The following is a 19193-nucleotide window of genomic DNA, read 5'->3' on the forward strand; positions in this document are numbered from 1 at the left end:
TGACGAAGTACTTCGATCTCCTGAAGGCCGGCGGCTCGAAGCACCATTCGGAGCTTCTCGCCCCGTTCGGCCTCGATGCCGCGGACCCGGCCTTCTGGTCGAAAGGTCTCAAGGTGATCGAGGGCATGATCGACGAGCTGGAAGCCATGGACCGCGCCGTGGCCTAGCGGCGGTTTCCCCGCCCCCAACCCCCTCAATAACTCCATGGCCGGGCTTGACCCGGCCATGGTGTAAAAGGGGCAAGTTTTACATTCTGTACAACGCCCCATAGCCTGTGTTATACAATTTGTACAACATAGGGAGCCACGCCCATGAAGCTCGAGATCAAGAAGATCGGCAATTCGACGGGCCTCATCCTGCCGAAGGAGCTGCTCGCGCGCCTGGGTCTCGCCCAAGGCGATCATGTGCTCGTCACCGAGGGGCCGGAGCGGTCATTCTCCGTCACGCCCTTTGCGGATGACGACGAGGAGACCATGCGCATTGCCCGCGAGGTCATGAAAGAGTATCGCACAACGCTCAAAGCGCTCGCCAAATGAGCGAGCCGAGATGGATCACGAAGGATCAGGCCATTCGCATGCACGCCGAGCAACTCGCCATATTCGGCGGGCCTGCAGGCTTGCGTGACGAGGGCATGCTGGAATCTGCCCTCGATCGCCCGCGTAACAAATGGGCTTTCGGCGAAACCGACTACGCCGCGCTGGCGGCCGCCTACGCGTTCGGCGTCGCTCGGAACCATCCCTTCGTGGACGGCAACAAGCGCGCTGCTTTCATGGTGGCCATGACCTTCTTGCGAAAGAACGCTATCCCGTTCGCTCCCAAGCCGGCCGAGGCGACGGTCGCGATCCAAGGTCTCGCGGCCGGCGAGATCGACGAGGAGGGCCTCGCGCGCTGGATCCGCGATACCCTGCCGGCGCCCGGCTGAAGCGTTTTCAAGCGAAGTGGACACCACTTCGCGTTAAGAAAACGCGTCAAACCAAAACCTAGAGCCTTACTTCCAAGTCTATCAGAGGGGCTCTAGCGGGCAGCGCCGAAAGACATAACCGCCGTGGGTGTCAAGCTGGAACCGCATCGCGCGCGCCGAATTTGACGGCTTACAAGCTCCCGGGAACCGGCGTATAAGCGCCGGAATTTTTACAGCTTCGTAAGAGGCCAGATCGTGGCACGCGCTAAGGCCACCGAAACCGGTGGCGAGCCTGTCGAAACGGCACACGGTGCACCGTTCTGGACACTGGTCGTCGGATGTATCGGTGTCGTCTATGGCGACATCGGCACGAGCCCGCTCTACGCGTTCCGCGAGGCCGTGCGCGCCGCGAGCGGCGGCAGCCCCGCAAACTCGGAGGCCGTGTTCGGCGTCCTGTCCCTCATCTTCTGGGCCTTGATCCTCATCGTCACGCTGAAGTACGTGATCGTGCTTGTGCGCGCCGACAACAGGGGGGAGGGCGGTACGTTCGCCCTCATGGCGCTTGGCCAGTCGGTTGCCAAGCGGAGCACGCCGTTGCTCCTCGCCCTCGGCATCACCGGAGCTTCGTTCTTCTACGGCGATGCCGTCATCACGCCGGCCATCTCGGTGCTTTCCGCCGTCGAAGGCTTGCGGCTGGTGTCGCCCGTGTTCGAGCACTGGGTCATGCCGATTGCGCTCGTCATCATCGTCGGGCTCTTCAGCGTGCAGTCGCACGGCACGGCGCGCGTGGCGCGCTTCTTCGGACCGCTCACCGTCGTCTGGTTCCTGGCGCTCGCCGGCGGCGGCCTGCTGCACATCCAGGACAACCCCGCGGTGCTGACCGCGCTCAATCCATGGTTCGGCGTGAGCTTCATCGCCGCGCACGGCATCCTGGGCCTGACCGTCCTCGGCCTCGTGTTCCTCGCCGTCACCGGCGCCGAGGCGCTCTATGTCGATCTCGGCCATTTCGGCCGCAAGCCGATCCAGGTGGCCTGGGTCGGCTTCATCTTTCCGGCCCTCATGCTGAATTACATGGGACAGGGCGCCCTTGTGCTCGCGAACGCAGAAGCGCTCGCAAATCCGTTCTACCTGCTCTATCCCGAGTGGGCGCTCGCGCCGATGGTGATCCTGGCGACCTGCGCCACCGTGGTCGCGAGCCAGGCCGTCATCACCGGCGCGTTCTCGCTCGCGCGCCAGGCGATCCAGCTCGGGCTGCTGCCCCGTTTCGCGATCAAGCACACGTCCGAAGCCATGGCGGGGCAGATCTATCTGCCGCGCGTCAACTGGCTGCTCATGATCGCCGTCGTGATCACGGTTGCGACCTTCAAGACGTCGTCGAGCCTTGCCAATGCCTACGGCGTCGCGGTCACGGCCACGCTGGTGATCAATTCGCTGATGGCCTTCTTCGTCGTCTGGAAGTACTGGAACTGGCCGCTCTGGAAGGCGGCCGGCCTGATGATCCCGCTGCTTCTCATCGAGCAGACATTCTTCGCCGCCAACATCCTGAAGCTGTTCGAAGGCGCCTGGTTCCCGGTCGCCATCGCGAGCGTCCTGGCGCTCGTCATGTTCACCTGGGTGCGCGGCTACAACATCCTGCTCAAGATCACCCGCCGCAACGAGGCCGATCTCGATTGGCTGGTCCGCAAGCTCGAGGCCAAGCCGCCCGCGCGCGTGCCGGGCACGGCGATCTTCCTGTCGTCGGACGTCAACGCGGCTCCGACGGCCCTGATGCACAACCTGAAGCACAACCGCGTGCTCCACGAGCGCAACATCGTGCTGTCGATCCGCACCGAGGAGACGCCGCGCGTGCCGCGCCATGAGCGGGTCGAGGTGGACCGCTCGAACGAGACGTTCGTGCGCGTGATCGCCTCCTACGGCTTCATGGAAAGCCCGAGCATCCCGAAGATTCTGGAGAGCTGCCGGCGCAAGGACCTCAACGTGGACATCGGCGCCACATCGTTCTTCCTGTCGCGCCGCTCGCTGAGGACGACGACCAAGTCCGAGATGCCCCGCTGGCAGGCGCGGCTCTTCATCTGGCTCGCGCGCACCGCCGAGGATGCGACGACCTACTTCAAGATTCCGACCGACCGCGTGGTCGAGGTCGGCACGCAGGTCGCGATCTAGGCACTCGGGCAGGACGCATTCGATACTGCCGATGGCCTGCCTGTTGCCGGCTGCTCGCTGCCTATTCTTTCGCCGGCACGAGGTTCACGCTCTCGCCGCACCCGCAGGCGCCCGTCTGGTTCGGATTGTTGAACACGAATGTCGCCGAGAGCTTGTCGGTCCTGTAGTCCATCTCCGTGCCGAGGAGATACAGCACCGCCTGCGGATCGACGATCACGCGGGCCCCGTCCTGCTCGACGACCTCGTCGAACCTGCCGATGCTGTCGGCCCAGGTCATGGTGTACTCCATGCCCGCACAGCCGCCCTTCTTGACGCCGATCTTGAGCCCCACGATCTCAGGCCCCTTGGACGCCATGATGGCGCGCACCCGCTCGGCGGCGCGCTGGGTCATGGTCAGCACCTTGGGGCGGACCCGGCGGGGAGGAGAGGCGGAGGTCTGGTTGGTCATGGAAGTGCTGCTGTCCTGGTTCAACGCCAAGAAGTGACACGGGCGAGCTTTGCCCGCAAAGCGAGATCCCTACGCAATATAGCGCGCGGGGGCCCCTGGTGCGAGATGTCCGCCCGGCCGAGGCTCGCCCGAAGCGCGGAAGTCCACCCTTCAGAACATGTTGAGCGCCAGCCGCGCCTCGTCCGACATACGGTTCTGGTCCCAGGGCGGATCAAACGTCAGCGTCACCTTCGTGCCGGACACGCCCGGCACCGCATTGACGGCATCCTCGACCCACTGCGGCATCTCGCCGGCCACCGGGCAGCCCGGCGCCGTCAGCGTCATTTCGATGGCGACCTCGCGGTTCTCGCCGATATCGATCTTGTAGATCAGTCCCAGCTCGTAGATGTCGGCCGGGATCTCGGGGTCGTAGACGGTCTTGAGAGCGGCCACGATGTCTGCCGTGAGCCGCTCCAGCTCCTCTTGCGGCAGCGCGAAGCCCGCCGCCGGCGCGCCCTCCGCGGGAACGTCCGGCTTGGCACCGCTTTCGGCGGTCGCCTCCGGCCAGGGCTGTGTCTCGAGTTCGGACATCACTCCTCCATCAGGTAAAAAGATCCTTGGCGCGCGTGAGCGCGGCGACGAGCGCATCCACCTCGGCCTTGGTATTGTACATCGCCAACGAGGCGCGACAGGTCGCGGTGACGCCGAGCCGCTCCATCAGCGGCTGCGCGCAGTGATGCCCCGCGCGGATCGCGATTCCCGACCGGTCGATGATGGTCGACACGTCGTGCGGGTGCAGGCCGTCCATCGAGAACGCATGGATCGCGCCCTTGCCTTTGGCGGTGCCGTGCACAGTCAGTCCCGGCACCTCCTGGAGCCGTTCAAGCGCATAGGCACCGATCTCGGCCTCGTAGGTGGCGATCCGGTCGCGCCCCACCTGCATCATGTAGGAGAGGGCGGCGCCGAGGCCGATCGCCTCGACGATGGCCGGCGTGCCGGCTTCGAACCGGTGCGGCGGCTTGCCGTAGGTGATGCGGTCCACCTCCACGATCTCGATCATCTCGCCGCCGCCTTGGTAGGGCGGCATGATGTCGAGGTGCTTCTTCTTGCCGTAGAGCACGCCGATGCCGGACGGCCCGTAGGTCTTGTGCCCGGTGAAGACATAGAAATCGGCGTCGAGATCCCGCACGTCGATGGGGAGATGCACGGCGGCCTGGCTGCCGTCCACCAGCACCGGAATGCCGCGCGCATGCGCGATCTCGATCACCTCCTTGATCGGCACCACGGTGCCGAGCACGTTCGACATGTGCGTCAGCGCCACGATCTTCGTGCGCGGGGTGAGGAGCCGCTCGAACTCGTCGATCAGGAATTCTCCCGAATCCGAGATCGGAGCCCACTTGAGCACGGCCCCCTTGCGCTCGCGGTGGAAATGCCACGGCACGATGTTCGAGTGGTGCTCCATGATCGAGAGCACGATCTCGTCCCCCTCGCCGATCTCGATCGCGCCGAACGACGAGGCGACGAGGTTGATGGCTTCCGTCGCGTTGCGCGTGAAGATGATCTGGTCTGCGGAGGGCGCGTTGAGGAAGCGGCGCACGATCTCGCGCGCTTCCTCGAAGCGCTGCGTCGCCGTGTTCGAGAGGTAGTGCAGCCCGCGGTGCACGTTGGCGTACTCGAAGCGGTAGGCGTGATCCATCGCCTCGATCACCGGCAGCGGCTTCTGCGCCGAAGCGCCGTTGTCGAGATAGACCAGCGGCTTCCCGTAGATGTCGCGGTAGAGGATCGGAAAGTCCGTCCGGATGCGCTCGACGTCGTAAGGCGTCGCCGCGGCCTGTTGTGGCTTCTTTTTCGCTGCCGTTGTCATCCTGCCGTCCCCTCTCCTGGCCGCGGTTGCGACGAACTCAGACTGCCGACCGGCCGGGAGCTTCCCGCTTGAGCCAGCCGCGGGCAAGGCCGCGAAGCGCTCCCTGAACCGTCTCGGGCTCCGCCTTGTCGATGGCCTCGCCGACGAAGCTCTCGACCAGCATCGCCTGCGCCTCTTCGAGCGGGATGCCGCGCGAACGCAGATAGAAAATGAGCTCCGGATCGATCTCGGCCGATGTCGAGCCGTGACCGCAGACCACGTCGTCGGCGTAGATCTCGAGCTCGGGCTTGCTGTCGAACTCCGCGTTCGGCGACAGCATGAGCGCCTGCGCCATCTGCTTGCCGTCGGTTTTCTGCGCGTGCGGCCGCACGATGACCTTGCCCTGGAACACGGCGCGTGCCTCGTCCGCGAGCACGCACTTGACGAGCTCGCGGCTCGTGCAATGCGGCACCGCGTGATCGACGATCAGCGTTGTGTCGGCATGTCCGTGCCCGTCAACGAGCTTCGCACTGCCGAGGTCGAAGGTCGAATGCTGCCCCCCGAAGGTCACGGCGAGGTCGTTGCGCACCACGCCGTCGCCCGCCACCATCTGGAACGGCCGGTAGCTGGCGTTCGCTCCGAGCCGCGCCACTGTGCGGCCGAGGTGGATCGACCCCTCGCGGCTGGCAACGAGCTTGATGTGCACGACCTCAGCGCCATCTCCGATGACGAGCTGGGTCAGCGTGTTGACCTGCCGCGGAGCCGTCGGCGCCAGGTGGCATTCGACGAGCACGAGCTTCGCGCCCTTGCCGACGCGCACGGCATTGCGCGTCACGACGGACCGCGCCTCCCCGCCCGCGTCGCCGAAGATCAGTGCCACCGGCGTTTCGATCTCGCGGCCGTCCGCGATGTCGAGCGCGATGCCCTCCGTGAAGAGCGCCGTGTTGAGCGCCAGCACGCCGTCGGTGACATGCCCGCCGACCTCGCCGATCTCCGCCTCGATCCAGGCCGGAGGGTGATCGATGAAGCGAGAGAGAAAGGCCCCGTCGAGCTTGGATATGGACGCGAGGCCGGCTCCGCCTGCACCCTGGCCGTCGACGATCGCGGCAAAGGCCTTCGTCAGGTCGGCGCCCGGCAGCGCGTCGCGCACCATGGCTTCGACCGCGGCCGGCTTCGGTGCGGCCGCGGGCGGCGCGAACGGGAAGGCGTCGCGCATCAGGGTCCGCAGGTCGGTGAACTTCCATTCCTCGACGCGCCGGTGCGGCAGCCCTTCGGCCGCAAACGCACCCGCCGCCGCGCGCCGGAGCTGGCGCAGCCAGTCCCCGCCGGGGAGCCGGCGCTCGACGGCTGCGAACGCGTCCGCCAGCGCCGTCTCCGCCTTGGTCCTGAGAACCTGCACGGGCGCGCTCCGGCCCTTGCTCTCGGTCTTGATCTGCTGCGCGATGCTCATCTTAGGCCGCCTTGCCCTGGTAGCCGGCATAGCCGGACGTCTCGAGCTCGAGCGCGAGCTCCTTGCCGCCGGACGCCTGGATCCGGCCGTTCGCGAGAACGTGGACGCGATCCGGCACGATGTAGTTCAGGAGCCGCTGGTAATGCGTGATGACGAGCATCGAGCGATCCGGCCCGCGCAGGGCGTTGACGCCGTCGGCGACGATCTTGAGCGCGTCGATGTCGAGGCCGCTGTCGGTCTCGTCGAGCACGCAGAGCGTCGGCTCGAGCACGGCCATCTGCAGGATCTCGGCGCGCTTCTTCTCGCCGCCCGAGAAGCCGACGTTGACCGGCCGCTTCAGCATCTCCATGTCGATGTTGAGCTGCTCAGCCTTGCCGCGCACGAGCTTCATGAACTCGGGCGTCGAAAGCTCCGCCTCGCCGCGCTTCTTGCGCACCGCGTTGGCGGCCGTGCGCAGGAACGTCAGCCCGGCGACCCCGGGAATCTCCATCGGATACTGGAACGCCAGGAACACGCCCTTCGCGGCGCGCTCGTCCGGCGCCAGCTCGACGAGGCTCTCGCCGTTCCACAGCACCTCGCCCGAGGTGATATCGTAGCCGTCGCGGCCCGCGAGCACGTGCGCGAGCGTGCTCTTGCCGGAGCCGTTCGGGCCCATGATGGCATGCACCTCGCCCTTGGGCACGGTGAGCGAGAGCCCCTTGAGGATCTCCTTGTCCTCGTCCTCGAGCTTCACATGCAGGTTCTTGATCTCAAGCATTCCAGTTACCTCAGTCGTCTTCCGGTTTCGGCCCGCCGTCGGCCGTCGTTGTTCCGTTTGTCTCCTCTCAGCTGTGCCGAGAGGTCAGTCCTTGCCGCCCCACCGCCATTTCCAAGCGCCGTCGGTCTTGATCTTCGAAAGCCAGACAAACCCGAGCGTGGCGACCGCGAGGATGGCGATCGTGGCCGCAATCCCCGCTGCGCTCGGTTGCTCGCTGGCGAGCGACGGCGAAAGGATCCAGGGCCAAAGGATGGCCCACGTCGCGACGATGAAGCCCGCCGTCGCGGCCCATCCCTTCCAGTTGGCCGGAGCGGCGCCGTATCCGTACGTCTTGGGTTTGAACCAATGGTCGCTCATTACCCGACGCTCCCTTCGAGGCTGACGCCGATCAGCTTCTGCGTCTCGGCCATGAACTCCATCGGCAGCTGCTGCAGCACGTCGCGTACGAAACCGTTGACGACCAGCGCCACCGCCTCTTCCTCCGAGAGCCCGCGCTGCCTGCAATAGAACAGCATGTCGTCCGAGATCTTGGAGGTGGTCGCCTCGTGCTCGAAATGCGCTGAGGCGTTCTTCGCCTCGATGTAGGGCACGGTGTGCGCGCCGCACTTGTCGCCGATGAGCAGCGAATCGCAGTTCGTGAAGTTGCGTGCGCCCGTCGCCTTGCGGTGCGCCGAGACGAGCCCGCGATACGTGTTCTGCGAGTGGCCCGCCGCAATGCCCTTGGAGATGATCCGGCTCGAGGAGTTCTTGCCGAGATGGATCATCTTCGTGCCGCTGTCGACCTGCTGGCGTCCGTTCGAGATGGCGATCGAGTAGAACTCGCCGCGCGAATGGTCGCCGCGCAGGATGCAGCTCGGGTACTTCCACGTGATCGCCGAGCCGGTCTCGACCTGGGTCCACGAGACCTTCGAGCGATGGCCGCGGCAGTCGCCGCGCTTGGTCACGAAGTTATAGACGCCGCCCTTGCCGTCCTTGTCGCCGGGATACCAGTTCTGCACGGTCGAGTACTTGATCTCCGCATCGTCGAGCGCCACGAGCTCGACCACCGCCGCATGCAGCTGGTTCTCGTCGCGGGTCGGCGCCGTGCAACCCTCGAGGTACGAGACGTGGGAGCCCTTGTCGGCGATGATGAGCGTGCGCTCGAACTGGCCGGTCTCCTTCTCGTTGATGCGGAAGTAGGTCGAAAGCTCCATCGGGCAGCGCACGCCCTCCGGCACGTAGACGAACGAGCCGTCGGAGAACACCGCCGAGTTGAGCGCGGCATAGAAGTTGTCGCCCTGCGGCACGACCGATCCGAGGTATTTCCTGACGAGCTCGGGATGCTCGCGGATCGCCTCCGAGATCGGGCAGAAGATGACGCCCGCCTTGGCCAGCTCCTCCTTGAACGTCGTCACGACCGACACGCTGTCGAACACGGCATCGACCGCCACGCGCGCCCCCGAGACGCCCGCCAGCACCTCCTGCTCCTTGAGCGGAATGCCGAGCTTCTCGTAGGTGCGGATGAGCTCCGGATCGACCTCGGCAAGGCTCTTCGGCCCCTCCGTGCTCTTGGGAGCGGCATAGTAGTAGAGGTTGTCGAAGTCGATCTTGGGATACGAGACCTTGGCCCAGCTCGGCTCGATCATGTTGCGCCAGCGCGCGTAGGCTTCGAGCCGCCAGTCGAGCATCCACTTGGGCTCGCCCTTCTTCTCCGAGATGAAGCGGACGATATCCTCGCTGAGGCCGCGCGGTGCCTTGATCGTCTCGATCTTGGTCTCGAAGCCGTACTTGTACTGGTCGACGTCGATCGTCTTGACGGTTTCGATCGTCTCTTTGACTGCAGCCATTGCCTTCACCTTCATGTGCGGCCGGGGGCCGTGTTGTTCTAAAGCTCACGCGGCGAGCGATGCGCCGCAGATCCGTGTCCAGGCGGCAAGGAACGCCGCGATATCCTGTTCCGTCGTCTCGGGCCCGAGGCTCACGCGGATCGCGCTGTTGGCGATCTCGGGGGGAAGCCCCATGGCGGCGAGCACGTGGCTCTCGCCGACCTTGCCCGACGAGCACGCCGCGCCCGCGCTGACCGCCAGTCCCGCCAGATCCATCCTGATGACCAGCGTTTCCGCCGACACGCCGGAACGCGCGATCGACGAGGTGTTCGGCAGGCGGGGCGCATCCCCGCCGACGATGATCGCCTCCGGTGTCGCGCGGCGGACCTCCGTTTCGAGCCGGTCCCGCAACGCGGCGATCCGGCCCGCATCGTCGAGATCCCGAAGCGCGGCCTTGGCCGCCGCGCCGAAGCCGGCGATGGCCGCCACGTTTTCCGTCCCGCCGCGCCGGCGCTGCTCCTGCCCGCCGCCGGCGAGCAGCGGCTCGAGCGGCACGCCGTGTCCGACCACCAGCGCGCCGACCCCCTTGGGGCCGCCGATCTTGTGCGCCGAAAGGCTCATCGTCGCTGCGCCGAGCGTCTTGAAATCGACCGCGATACGGCCGGGCGCCTGCACGGCGTCCGTATGCAGCCGCGCGCCGTGTCGTGTTGCAAGCCGGCCCGCCTCCGCCACGTCCTGCCGCACGCCGGTCTCGTTGTTGGCGCACTGGAGGACGAGGAGCGTCGCTGCGTCGAGGGGGACACCGTCGAGATCGGCCACGCCGTCGTGCGTCACGGGCACCTCGATCACACTGGCCCCGCGCGCCGCCGCAAGCCGTGCGGCCGGGATGCGCACCGAATCGTGCTCGATGCCGGCCAGCGCGATCCGCTCCCAGGGCAGAGAGAGCGCCCACACGTTGGATTCCGTTGCCCCGCTCGTGAACACCACTTCGCCGGGCTCCGCGTTGACGAGCGCCGCCACCGCTTCGCGCGCCTCGTCGATCACCGCGCGCGCCCGCCGCCCCTCGGCATGCACAGAGGACGCGTTGCCGAACGCGTCGAGCGCCGCCACGACGGCCTGGCGCGCTTCCGCCCTCAGCGGCGCCGTCGCGTTGTAGTCGAGGTATGTGCGCACAAGGCTCACTGCGCCGGTCCCTCCAGGGTTGCGATCGAGGATGAGGTGTGCAGCACGCCGCCGGCCACCGGCGCCGTGCCGGGAAGTCCTTCGATGACGTCTTTGAGGCTGACGCCCGCAAGGAAGCTTTCGATGCGTTCGCCGAGCGCCGTCCAGAGGTTATGCGTCAGGCACCGGCTGTCGCCGACGCAACCGGGCGTGCTGTCGCCGAAGCAGCGCGTCATGCGCGTGCCTTCCTCGACCGCACTCATCACCTCGGCGACGAAAATATCGCCGGCCGCCCGCCCGAGCTTGTAGCCGCCGTGGCGGCCGCGCACGCTGTCGACCAGTCCGGCGCGCCTGAGCTTGAGGAAGAGCTGCTCGAGATAGTCGAGGGAGATCTGTTGGCGCTGCGCGATGGCCGACAGCGGCACCGAGCCGCCATCGCCGTACTTCGCGAGATCCGCCATTGCCATGACCGCATAGCGACCGCGTGTGTTGAGTTCCATGCCGTTCACCGCCTGTCCGCCCCCGTAGGCCCCGGGGCGCATACTGCTTGCAACGAACTACCCCACGTGTGCTAAGAGACGCGGGCTGAGCGCCACATACGCTGGGTTGAGCGAGAAAGTCGGCCGCTCGAGAGAGACCGCTCTTTCGAACTGTTCTAATCTTGTAATCCGAATATGAAAATTCCGAGCGGGGAAATCAAGCATTCTCTTGGGCACGATGTCGTGAACGTTGGATAATGCGTCTTCGAGTGCCCGAGCGCCCCCGTCGAGCCCGCCAACCTCAAGAACCCAAAGCGAATAGGAACTGATGCCCGAGCTGATCATAAATGGGCCTGCGGGCCGCATCGAAGCCCGCTACCATCACGAGCCGGCGGCTGATAGCCCGATCGCCCTGATCCTGCACCCCCACCCGCAGTTCGGGGGCACAATGAACAACCAGGTCGTCTACAGCCTCTACTATACGTTCGCGCAGCGCGGGTTTTCGGTCCTCCGCTTCAATTTCCGCGGTGTCGGCCGCTCCCAGGGCTTCTGGGACGGCGGCCCGGGCGAGCTCGCCGATGCCGCCTCCGCGCTCGACTGGCTGCAGATGGTGAAGCCGGATGCGAAGTACTGCTGGATCGCCGGCGTCTCGTTCGGCACCTGGATCGCCATGCAGCTTCTGATGCGCCGGCCCGAGATCGACGGCTTCATCTGCGTCGCGCCGCCGTCGAACCTCTACGACTTCTCGTTCCTGGCGCCGTGCCCCTCATCGGGACTGATGGTCAACGGCGACAAGGACCGCGTCGTGCCGTCGAACTCGGTCGCCGAGCTGACGAGCAAGCTCAAGACGCAGCGTGGCATCAAGATCGACCACGAGATCGTTCCCGGCGCCAACCACTTCTTCGAGGACAGGACGCCGGAGCTGGAAACCGTCGTTGGCGGCTATCTCGACATGCGCCTTGCGAAGGCGCTCGCCGACCGCGAGAGCCAGAAGGAGCGCGAGAAGGAGCGCGAGGCGGCCCGTGAGCGGGAGCGTGAGCGCGAGCGCGAGGAAGCCGCGAGCGGCGCGGCCGATGTCGACGACGGCGACGACGAGTAGCGCCGGGGCAGGCGTCTCCATTTCCGTCCGCACGGCTCCCCATCTGCGGCAAGTGAGCCGCGGCATCGCGGCGCCTGCCGGATTAAGATTGCGATAATGTCTTCCGCGTAAGGCTCGACAGTGTGTCGGGTCGATGTGTTGCGTGATCGCCCGCACGTGCGAAGGGGGAAACGCAATGCTCAATCTGTTGGCGAGGCCGAAGGTATCTGCCGGAGGCCCGCGGGGCACGTCGGCCGCGATCGGTGCGGCCTGTGACTGGGACGCGCTCGCAGGTATGCTGGCAGCGCTGGCCGAAGGACAAAAGGTTGATACGGCAGGGGCGCCGGCCCCGCTGCGCGCCGCCATCGACAAGCTTGCCGCCACGCTCGCGGAGCGCGATCGCGCCGACCTCAGTCAGGCCGTTGCCCATTCGACCTCGGCCAGCGATGCGGTCGCCGCCGTGGCGCGCACGGTGGGCGACGTGCGCGAGATCGCGAGCCTGTCCGAAACCATGTCGACCGCCATCGCCGAGCTCGACGCCACCACGCACGAGATCGCGCGCCTCGGCAACACCTCGTCGCAGTCGATGGCGCATGGCTCGGAGCTGATGGCCGACGGCGCCAAGGCCGTCTCCGCCGCCCACGACTCCATCGACGCCATCTATGGCCGGGTCTCCGCCATGGGCGAGACGATCCAGTCGCTCGAGCGCGCCGCCACTCAGATCGGCGAGATCGTGGCGACCATCGAGGCCATCGCGCGGCAGACCAATCTGCTCGCGTTGAACGCCACCATCGAGGCCGCGCGTGCCGGCGAAGCGGGCAAGGGCTTCGCCGTCGTCGCCGCGGAGGTGAAGGGGCTGTCCAACCAGACGGCCCGCGCCACCGAGGATATCCAGCTCCGCATCCACCAGCTCCAGAGCGAGGTGATGACGTTGAGTGCGGCCATGAAGAGCGTCGACGGCTCCGTGGCCACCGGCCGCTCCGTGACCGCCACCGCGCACGAGAAGATCGGCGCCTTGAAGGGCACCATCGAGGAGAACACCGCGCACATGCGCGATATCGCCGGCATGCTGGGCGAGCAGGCCAGCGCCACCGGCGAGCTTGCGCGCAGCGTGACGACCATCGCCGACCGCAGCTGCGCCGCCGCCGTCAACGCCGGGCGCGCGATCGAGGCCGTCGCCGGCTCCGAAAAGCTGATCGCGGTCGAGCTCGACGCGCTCGAGGGCCGCGCCGTCGCCGATTACGTTCTGCACCGCGCCAAGGCCGACCACATGCTGTGGAAGAAGCGGCTGAACGAAATGCTCGCCGGCCTCAACCGGCTGAGCGCAGCCGAGCTGGTCGACCATACCGCCTGCCGCCTCGGCAAATGGTATCTCGGCGTCAAGGATGCGGAGCTGCGCGGGCTGCCGGCCTTCCGCGAGCTCGACGCCCACCACAGCGCCGTGCACAGCCACGGGCGCCGGGCCGCGGAGCTCTATGCGTCGGGCGACCGCGAGGGTGCTTATCGCGAGGTCGCCGAGATGGAGCGCGCCTCCGCCGAGGTGGTGCGTCTTCTGGACCGGCTGATCGCGCGCTGAACGCGGCGCACGGCACCACATGCGGGGCGCTCGCCTCGCCGGCGATCGGGCTTTAGACCATGATCACTTCAGGCCCTATCAGCCTGAAGTGTGAATCATCGGTCTCATCAAAGAGATAGAGCGTGATCCCGATTCAATCAAAAATGATCACGCTCTAGGCTGGGCCTCGTTATCGGATGGAGCACGAGGGCGGTTGCCGACGGCGGCGGCCCCCCCTCGCCGCGAGGGAGCCCGGGCCTCATGATCCCCACCAACAACACCATTCCGTACACGGCGACGCCGCGGATCACCTGGGTGGTGATCGCGCTCTGTGTCGCGGCTTACCTCTACCAGATGACGCTGTCTGAAGCCGACGCCGCGGCCTTCGTCGACGCCTTCGCGCTGGTGCCCGCGCGCTATACCGACGGCGCCTGGGCTGCGGCCCACGGCGCCAGCCGCGCCAACCTCGCCCCGTTCCTCACCAGCATGTTCCTGCACGGGGGGCTGATGCACATCGCCTCGAACCTCTGGGTCCTGTGGGTGTTCGGCCCGGCGCTCGAGGACAGGCTGGGCTCGGGACGCTTCCTGGCGCTCTATCTCGCCTCGGGCCTCGCGGCGGGTGTGCTGCACGTCGTCTTCAATCTCTTCTCACCCGTGCCGGCGCTCGGCGCCTCCGGCGCCATCGCCGGCGTCATCGCCGCCTACGCGCGCCGCTTTCCCTATGCGTGGGTCAACGTTCTGCAGCCCATCGTTTTTCTCCCGGTCTTCTTCATGATGCCGGCGCTCCTCTTCGCCGGTCTCTGGTTCGCGGCCCAGGTCATGCAAGGGCTCGGGTCTCTCGCGCTGCCCGGCGCCGGCGGCGTCGCCTGGTGGGCCCACATCGGCGGCTTCCTTGCCGGATGGGTTCTGGTGCGCCGCCTCGCGCCGCCGGCAAATGCCGTCGAGGAAACCCACGCCGCAACGCGCTCGGCCCTTTGGCCTTGGACGACGTGGATGCGTTGGATGACATGGTGGTGGCGCCGCTAGTGTGATGATCGAGAAATTCGCCCTATCAAGCGGCCTGCTCCCGAGCGAATTTCTCGATCTGAATCACACTAGCAAGTTCATGATTCTAGTGTCCCTTAATGATTTCGAAGTTCGCTATGGGACCTAGCCGCAAACTCAAGCGAACTTTGGAATCGGGACACTAGACGGTGCCGCAGGATTCCTGTCCGGATTTGTAAGGGACTTGTAATCGCCAATCGGCCGCCGCGTGATTGACGGCCTGCAGCGCATGCCGGTTACATCGCTTCCATGACAATGTGACGGGGAGCGGTTCATGCGGGAGCAGGTGAGCGCCGCGGTGTCGTGGCACTGGACGACGGCCGTGCGTCTCTTGCGGATGACGCCGCCGTGGGTGCTGGCCGTGCCGCTCCTCGGTGCGATCGTCATTGTGGCCTTGAACACGCTGCCTTGGCTCGCTCCCTACCTCACCAAGGACAGCGCCGAGATCATCTCCCCGATCATTCTCGCCGTCGGCGTCGTCGTCGCGGGGTGGCTCGCGGCCACGCGACCCGCGCCGTATTACAAATGGCTTGCGATCTTCGCGCTCTGCCTGTTCCTGCGCGAGCTGCATTTCCGCACCACCAACACGGGTTTCTACATCGCCATCGTCGTGCTGCTCTGGTGGGCCTCTCATGCGCGCGACCGCCTCGAGCCCTTCTTTTCCAACAGGACGATCGTCACGCTGCTGATGGCGGTTCTCTGGACCTACGCCGTCTCGAAGACGTTCGACCGCCACCTTTGGGATGGGCTGATGACCGGCAGCCTCTCCCGCGACCTGTTCGAGGAGAACCTGGAAATTCTCGGCCACCTGCTGTTCGTGGTTCTGGTGATGGTGTCCGGCGCGATTAGGATCGCATCGCCGACAGCATCGCGAGAGACCTGAGCCGGTGAGGTGCCCTACGCCCGGGCCTTCGCGAACGGCGCGGACGCGATCTTGACGGCCACTGCGGTCGCCGCTCCGGCGATAAGCCCGACGATCGCCGCGCCGAAGGCTCCGGCGAGCCACGCCAGCGCCTCGCCGGCAACCGGGGTGGCGGTGCGCGCCGCGTGCGAAAGCGCCTCGATCCAGTGCTCCGGCCCGCTGATGCCGTAGGCATGGAGCCCGTGCACGAGAATGCCGCCGCCGACCCATAGCATGGCGAGCGTGCCGACGACCGTCAGCACCTGCAGGAAGGGCGGCATGCCCCGCACCAGGGCCCGCCCGACCGGGCCCGAGACGGCACCGCCCCTCAGCGCGAGCGCGACGCCGAAATCGTCCGCCTTGACGATCAGCGCCACTGCTCCATAGACCGCGGCCGTGAGGAGCACCGCGACGGCGGCCAGCACGAACGCCTTGGTGAGGAGGTCCGGCGCGGTGATGTTGGCGAGCGCAATCGCCATGATCTCGGCCGACAGGATGAAGTCGGTGCGGATCGCGCCGGCCACGCGTCGGTCCTCAAGGGCTTGCGCGTCGAGCTCTCCGGCCGCCGACACGATCGTTGCGGGAGCCTCGTGCAACACCCAATGCAGGACTTTCTCGAAGCCTTCGTAAGCGAGATAGAACCCGCCGAGCATCAGGAGCGGCGTGATGGCCTGGGGCAGGAAGACGCTGAGCAGCAGCGCCGCCGGCAGCAGGAAGACGAGCTTGTTTTTGATCGAGCCGAGCGCGATCTTCCCGACGATCGGCAACTCGCGCTCTGCGGCAAGGCCGGTAACGTAACGGGGCGTCACGGCGGCATCGTCGACCACGACGCCCGCCGCCTTGCCCCCGACCTTGATCGCCTGGGCCGCCGCATCGTCGAGGCTCGCCGCCGCGACTTTGGTCAGCGCCACCACGTCATCCAGTAATGCCAGCAAGCCGCTCATCGTCGCGTGTCCCCTTAAAGTCCGTCCTGAACACCGGCCACCTTTCCTGACCCGCGAACGGCGCGCAAGATCACCGGGTACGGACGGACGTCCGGGACCGGAGGGGCGGGCGGCGTCAGGGGACGCGTGGTCAGGCGTCCGCGACCACGCCCCCCGTAAGCGCCTCGGCGACGCCCGTTGTTCCCGGGAACGTGATCGGCAGACCTAGGCGCGCACGCACGGCGAGGAACGCCCACGCCTCCGCTTCGACGCTGTCGCCGTCGATGTCGAAGGCTTCGGCGGGCCGCACGGGCGCGCCGACACGCTCTCCGATCATGTTCATGAGGCTCGCATTGCGCCGCCCGCCGCCCGCGGCGATCCAGAGGCGTGGCGCTTCGGGAAAATGCGCGCGCGAGGCGGCAACGGCCGCAGCCGAGAACGCCGTCAGCGTCGCGGCGCCGTCCTCTGGCGAGAGGGCTGCGATCGGGCCGGCATCGAACGCGTTGCGGTCGAGCGACTTCGGCGCCGGCGCGGCGAAATAGGGGTGCGAAAGCCAGCCGGCGACGATGTCCTCGCGCACGCGTCCGGAGGCGGCGATCCCGCCGCCGGCGTCGAACGGCTGTCCGAGCTTTGCCTTCACCCAGTCGTCGATCATCGCCGACGCCGGCCCGGTGTCGAAGGCGATCAGCGTGCCGTCGTGGCCGATCCAGGTCACGTTGGCGACGCCCCCGAGGTTGAGGACGACCAGCGGGCGCTCTGCGATCCCCGCCGCGAGCGCGCGATGGTAGGCGGGCGCGAGCGGCGCGCCCTGGCCGCCCGCGGCCACGTCGGCGGCGCGCAGGTCGTAGACGACGGGCCGGCCGAGGCGGCGTGCCAGCAGCGCCCCGTCGCCGAGCTGGACCGTCAGGCCTGCCTCGGGCCGATGCAACACGGTCTGCCCGTGGAACCCGACGAGGTCGATGCTGTCGGCAGCGATCTGGTGATCGGCGAGGTAGTGGCCGACGGCCTCCGCGTGCAGTTCCGTCAGGTACTGCTCGATGAGCTTGAGCCGGCCCGGACGCGCCGTGCGGTCGCGGAGCGTGGCCGCCTCGGCAAGCCCGGCGCTGAGCTTGTCGCGGAAGGCGTCGGAATAGGGATACGTCGCGGCGAACCCCCGGCCGAGGATCTGCTCGCCGTCGGTTTCGATCACCGCCACGTCGATGCCGTCGAGCGAGGTGCCGCTCATGAGGCCGAGTGCGCGCCAGGTCTCGCCCATCCGCTTGCTCACCGCGCCCTCCTCATGCATGTTCCAGCCCGCCAGGTCATGATCGCTTCGGACTCTACTCTACCCGTCCGAAGCGTAAATCACCGGCCTCACGAAAAAACTCAGCGCCCCGCGCCCGACCGGCGGCGCAGCAGAAGGTCTTTCCAGCCCATCATGACGAATTTCCGATCCGACTTTCTCAATATTCTGACGGAGCGCGGCTTCATCCACCAGTGCTCGGACGAGCAAGGGGTGGACGCGCTGGCTCGCGAGGGCAAGCTCGTCACCTACGTCGGCTACGATTGCACGGCCCCGTCGCTGCACATCGGCCACCTGCTGTCGATCATGATGCTCCACTGGCTGCAGAAAACGGGAGCGGGCAAGCCCATCGCGCTGATGGGAGGCGGCACTACGCGCGTCGGTGATCCGTCGGGTCGCGACGAGACGCGCCGGATCCTCACCCTCGAGACCATCGAGGACAACAAGAACCAGATCAAGACGGTGTTTTCGAAGTTCCTGTCCTTCGGCGACGGCAAGGCCGACGCGCTGATGCTCGACAACGCCGAGTGGCTCGCGAGCCTCAACTACATCGATTTCCTGCGCGATGTCGGGCGCCACATGTCGGTGAACCGCATGCTGTCGATGGATTCGGTGAAGCTCCGCCTCGACCGCGACCAGGAGCTCTCCTTCATCGAGTTCAACTACATGCTGCTCCAGGCGTTCGATTACGCGGAGCTCGCGCGCCGCTACGGCTGCAACCTGCAGATGGGCGGCTCCGACCAGTGGGGCAATATCGTCACCGGCATCGACCTCGGCCGGCGCATGGGGATCGCGCATCAGCTCTACGCGCTGACCTGCCCGCTGCTGACGACCGCTTCCGGCGCCAAGATGGGCAAGACCGCCTCCGGCGCCGTCTGGCTCAACGAGGCCCAGCTCTCCGCCTACGACTACTGGCAGTACTGGCGCAACACCGAGGACGCCGACGTCGCGCGCTTCCTCAAGCTCTTCACCACGCTGCCGCTCGACGAGGTGGCGAAGCTCGCAGGCCTCGGCGGCGCCGAGATCAACGAGGCCAAGAAAGTGCTCGCCACCGAGGCGACGGCGCTGGTGCACGGCCGCGAGAAGGGCGAGGCCGCCGCGGAAACCGCGCGCACGACGTTCGAGCAGGGCGGACTTGCCGCCGGACTTCCGACGGTCGAGATCGGCCGCGAGGCGCTGGAATCCGGCGTCGGCCTCCTGACCCAATTCGTGGAGGCGGGGCTGGTCGCCTCGACGAGCGAAGCGCGCCGTCAGATCAAGGGGGGCGGCCTCAAGGTCAACGACAAGACCGTGACGGACGAGAAGGCGCAGCTTACGGAAACGGACCTCACGCCCGAAGGCGTCATCAAGCTCTCGCTCGGCAAGAAGCGGCACGTGCTGTTGAAGGCAGTGTAAGCGCCCGTGCGAGACCCGGCGTGAGGCCA

Annotated in this window: 19 protein-coding genes and 1 pseudogene; 9 read left to right on the forward strand and 11 right to left on the reverse strand. The window is 66.8% G+C overall.

The genetic code is table 11. The annotated features are described in order from the left end of the window. Positions 1–311 precede the first annotated feature (311 nt). The 3 genes from V7082_RS11690 to V7082_RS11700 all read left to right on the forward strand — a co-directional run bounded on the left by V7082_RS11690 (position 312) and on the right by V7082_RS11700 (position 3064). The gene (locus V7082_RS11690) at positions 312–536 is read left to right on the forward strand and encodes an AbrB/MazE/SpoVT family DNA-binding domain-containing protein (RefSeq protein WP_334148703.1); all 225 of its coding nucleotides are present in this window, start codon (positions 312–314) and stop codon (positions 534–536) included. Next, the gene (locus V7082_RS11695; protein ID WP_334148706.1) at positions 533–922 is read left to right on the forward strand and encodes a type II toxin-antitoxin system death-on-curing family toxin; all 390 of its coding nucleotides are present in this window, start codon (positions 533–535) and stop codon (positions 920–922) included. The genes V7082_RS11690 and V7082_RS11695 overlap by 4 nt, the downstream gene beginning before the upstream one ends. Positions 923–1156: 234 nt before the next feature. After that, positions 1157–3064: a potassium transporter Kup gene (locus tag V7082_RS11700; RefSeq protein ID WP_334148708.1), complete on the forward strand. Its 1908-nt coding sequence runs from the start codon at positions 1157–1159 to the stop codon at positions 3062–3064. 61 nt (positions 3065–3125) lie between these two features. Here the strand turns inward: V7082_RS11700 and V7082_RS11705 are convergent, their stop codons facing one another. The 9 genes from V7082_RS11705 to V7082_RS11745 form a co-directional block, all read right to left on the reverse strand. Then, positions 3126–3512, reverse strand: a complete 387-nt coding sequence (locus tag V7082_RS11705) for a HesB/IscA family protein (RefSeq protein ID WP_334148709.1) — start codon at positions 3510–3512, stop codon at positions 3126–3128. A 150-nt stretch (positions 3513–3662) separates the two neighbouring features. Then, on the reverse strand, positions 3663–4082 hold the full coding sequence (locus V7082_RS11710) for an SUF system Fe-S cluster assembly protein (protein ID WP_334148710.1): 420 nt from the start codon (positions 4080–4082) through the stop codon (positions 3663–3665). 10 nt (positions 4083–4092) lie between these two features. Beyond that, positions 4093–5355, reverse strand: a complete 1263-nt coding sequence (locus V7082_RS11715) for a cysteine desulfurase (protein ID WP_334148711.1) — start codon at positions 5353–5355, stop codon at positions 4093–4095. 37 nt (positions 5356–5392) lie between these two features. Further along, complete coding sequence (gene sufD / locus V7082_RS11720) at positions 5393–6784, reverse strand: Fe-S cluster assembly protein SufD (protein WP_334148713.1); 1392 nt, start codon at positions 6782–6784, stop codon at positions 5393–5395. A gap of 1 nt (position 6785) precedes the next feature. Continuing rightward, positions 6786–7541, reverse strand: a complete 756-nt coding sequence (gene sufC / locus V7082_RS11725) for a Fe-S cluster assembly ATPase SufC (RefSeq protein ID WP_334148715.1) — start codon at positions 7539–7541, stop codon at positions 6786–6788. 84 nt (positions 7542–7625) lie between these two features. Then, positions 7626–7898, reverse strand: coding sequence for a hypothetical protein (locus tag V7082_RS11730; protein WP_334148717.1), 273 nt, complete (start codon positions 7896–7898; stop codon positions 7626–7628). After that, complete coding sequence (gene sufB, locus V7082_RS11735; protein ID WP_334148719.1) at positions 7898–9367, reverse strand: Fe-S cluster assembly protein SufB; 1470 nt, start codon at positions 9365–9367, stop codon at positions 7898–7900. The genes V7082_RS11730 and sufB overlap by 1 nt, the downstream gene beginning before the upstream one ends. A gap of 45 nt (positions 9368–9412) precedes the next feature. Beyond that, complete coding sequence (locus V7082_RS11740; protein ID WP_334148721.1) at positions 9413–10528, reverse strand: cysteine desulfurase family protein; 1116 nt, start codon at positions 10526–10528, stop codon at positions 9413–9415. Further along, on the reverse strand, positions 10525–11007 hold the full coding sequence (locus V7082_RS11745; protein ID WP_334148723.1) for an Rrf2 family transcriptional regulator: 483 nt from the start codon (positions 11005–11007) through the stop codon (positions 10525–10527). Before V7082_RS11745 ends, V7082_RS11740 begins: the two co-directional genes overlap by 4 nt. Before the next feature lie 307 nt (positions 11008–11314). Between V7082_RS11745 and V7082_RS11750 the strand changes: the two genes are divergently transcribed. The 5 genes and pseudogenes from V7082_RS11750 (at position 11315) to V7082_RS11765 (ending at position 15546) form a co-directional block, all read left to right on the forward strand. Next, on the forward strand, positions 11315–12085 hold the full coding sequence (locus tag V7082_RS11750; RefSeq protein ID WP_334148725.1) for an alpha/beta hydrolase: 771 nt from the start codon (positions 11315–11317) through the stop codon (positions 12083–12085). A gap of 658 nt (positions 12086–12743) precedes the next feature. Further along, positions 12744–13133: pseudogene (locus V7082_RS21565) on the forward strand (methyl-accepting chemotaxis protein); the annotation flags it as partial. 201 nt (positions 13134–13334) lie between these two features. Beyond that, entirely contained in the window at positions 13335–13640 is a 306-nt protein-coding gene (locus tag V7082_RS21570; RefSeq protein WP_442909786.1) for a CZB domain-containing protein, read from the forward strand. A 240-nt stretch (positions 13641–13880) separates the two neighbouring features. Beyond that, complete coding sequence (locus tag V7082_RS11760; protein ID WP_334148729.1) at positions 13881–14645, forward strand: rhomboid family intramembrane serine protease; 765 nt, start codon at positions 13881–13883, stop codon at positions 14643–14645. Between the two features lie 292 nt (positions 14646–14937). Continuing rightward, positions 14938–15546, forward strand: coding sequence for a hypothetical protein (locus V7082_RS11765; RefSeq protein ID WP_334148731.1), 609 nt, complete (start codon positions 14938–14940; stop codon positions 15544–15546). Positions 15547–15560: 14 nt separating this feature from the next. Here V7082_RS11765 and V7082_RS11770 read toward each other — a convergent pair whose 3' ends face one another. Continuing rightward, complete coding sequence (locus V7082_RS11770) at positions 15561–16508, reverse strand: DUF808 domain-containing protein (RefSeq protein WP_334148733.1); 948 nt, start codon at positions 16506–16508, stop codon at positions 15561–15563. A 130-nt stretch (positions 16509–16638) separates the two neighbouring features. Further along, a complete protein-coding gene (locus V7082_RS11775) occupies positions 16639–17742 on the reverse strand; it encodes an anhydro-N-acetylmuramic acid kinase (protein WP_334148765.1) in 1104 nt (367 codons plus the stop codon). Between the two features lie 162 nt (positions 17743–17904). Between V7082_RS11775 and tyrS the strand changes: the two genes are divergently transcribed. Continuing rightward, the gene (gene tyrS / locus V7082_RS11780) at positions 17905–19164 is read left to right on the forward strand and encodes a tyrosine--tRNA ligase (RefSeq protein WP_334148735.1); all 1260 of its coding nucleotides are present in this window, start codon (positions 17905–17907) and stop codon (positions 19162–19164) included. Positions 19165–19193: the final 29 nt, after the last annotated feature.

The sequence above is a fragment of the Hyphomicrobium sp. genome, assembly GCF_036833075.1.
GTDB lineage: Bacteria > Pseudomonadota > Alphaproteobacteria > Rhizobiales > Hyphomicrobiaceae > Hyphomicrobium_C.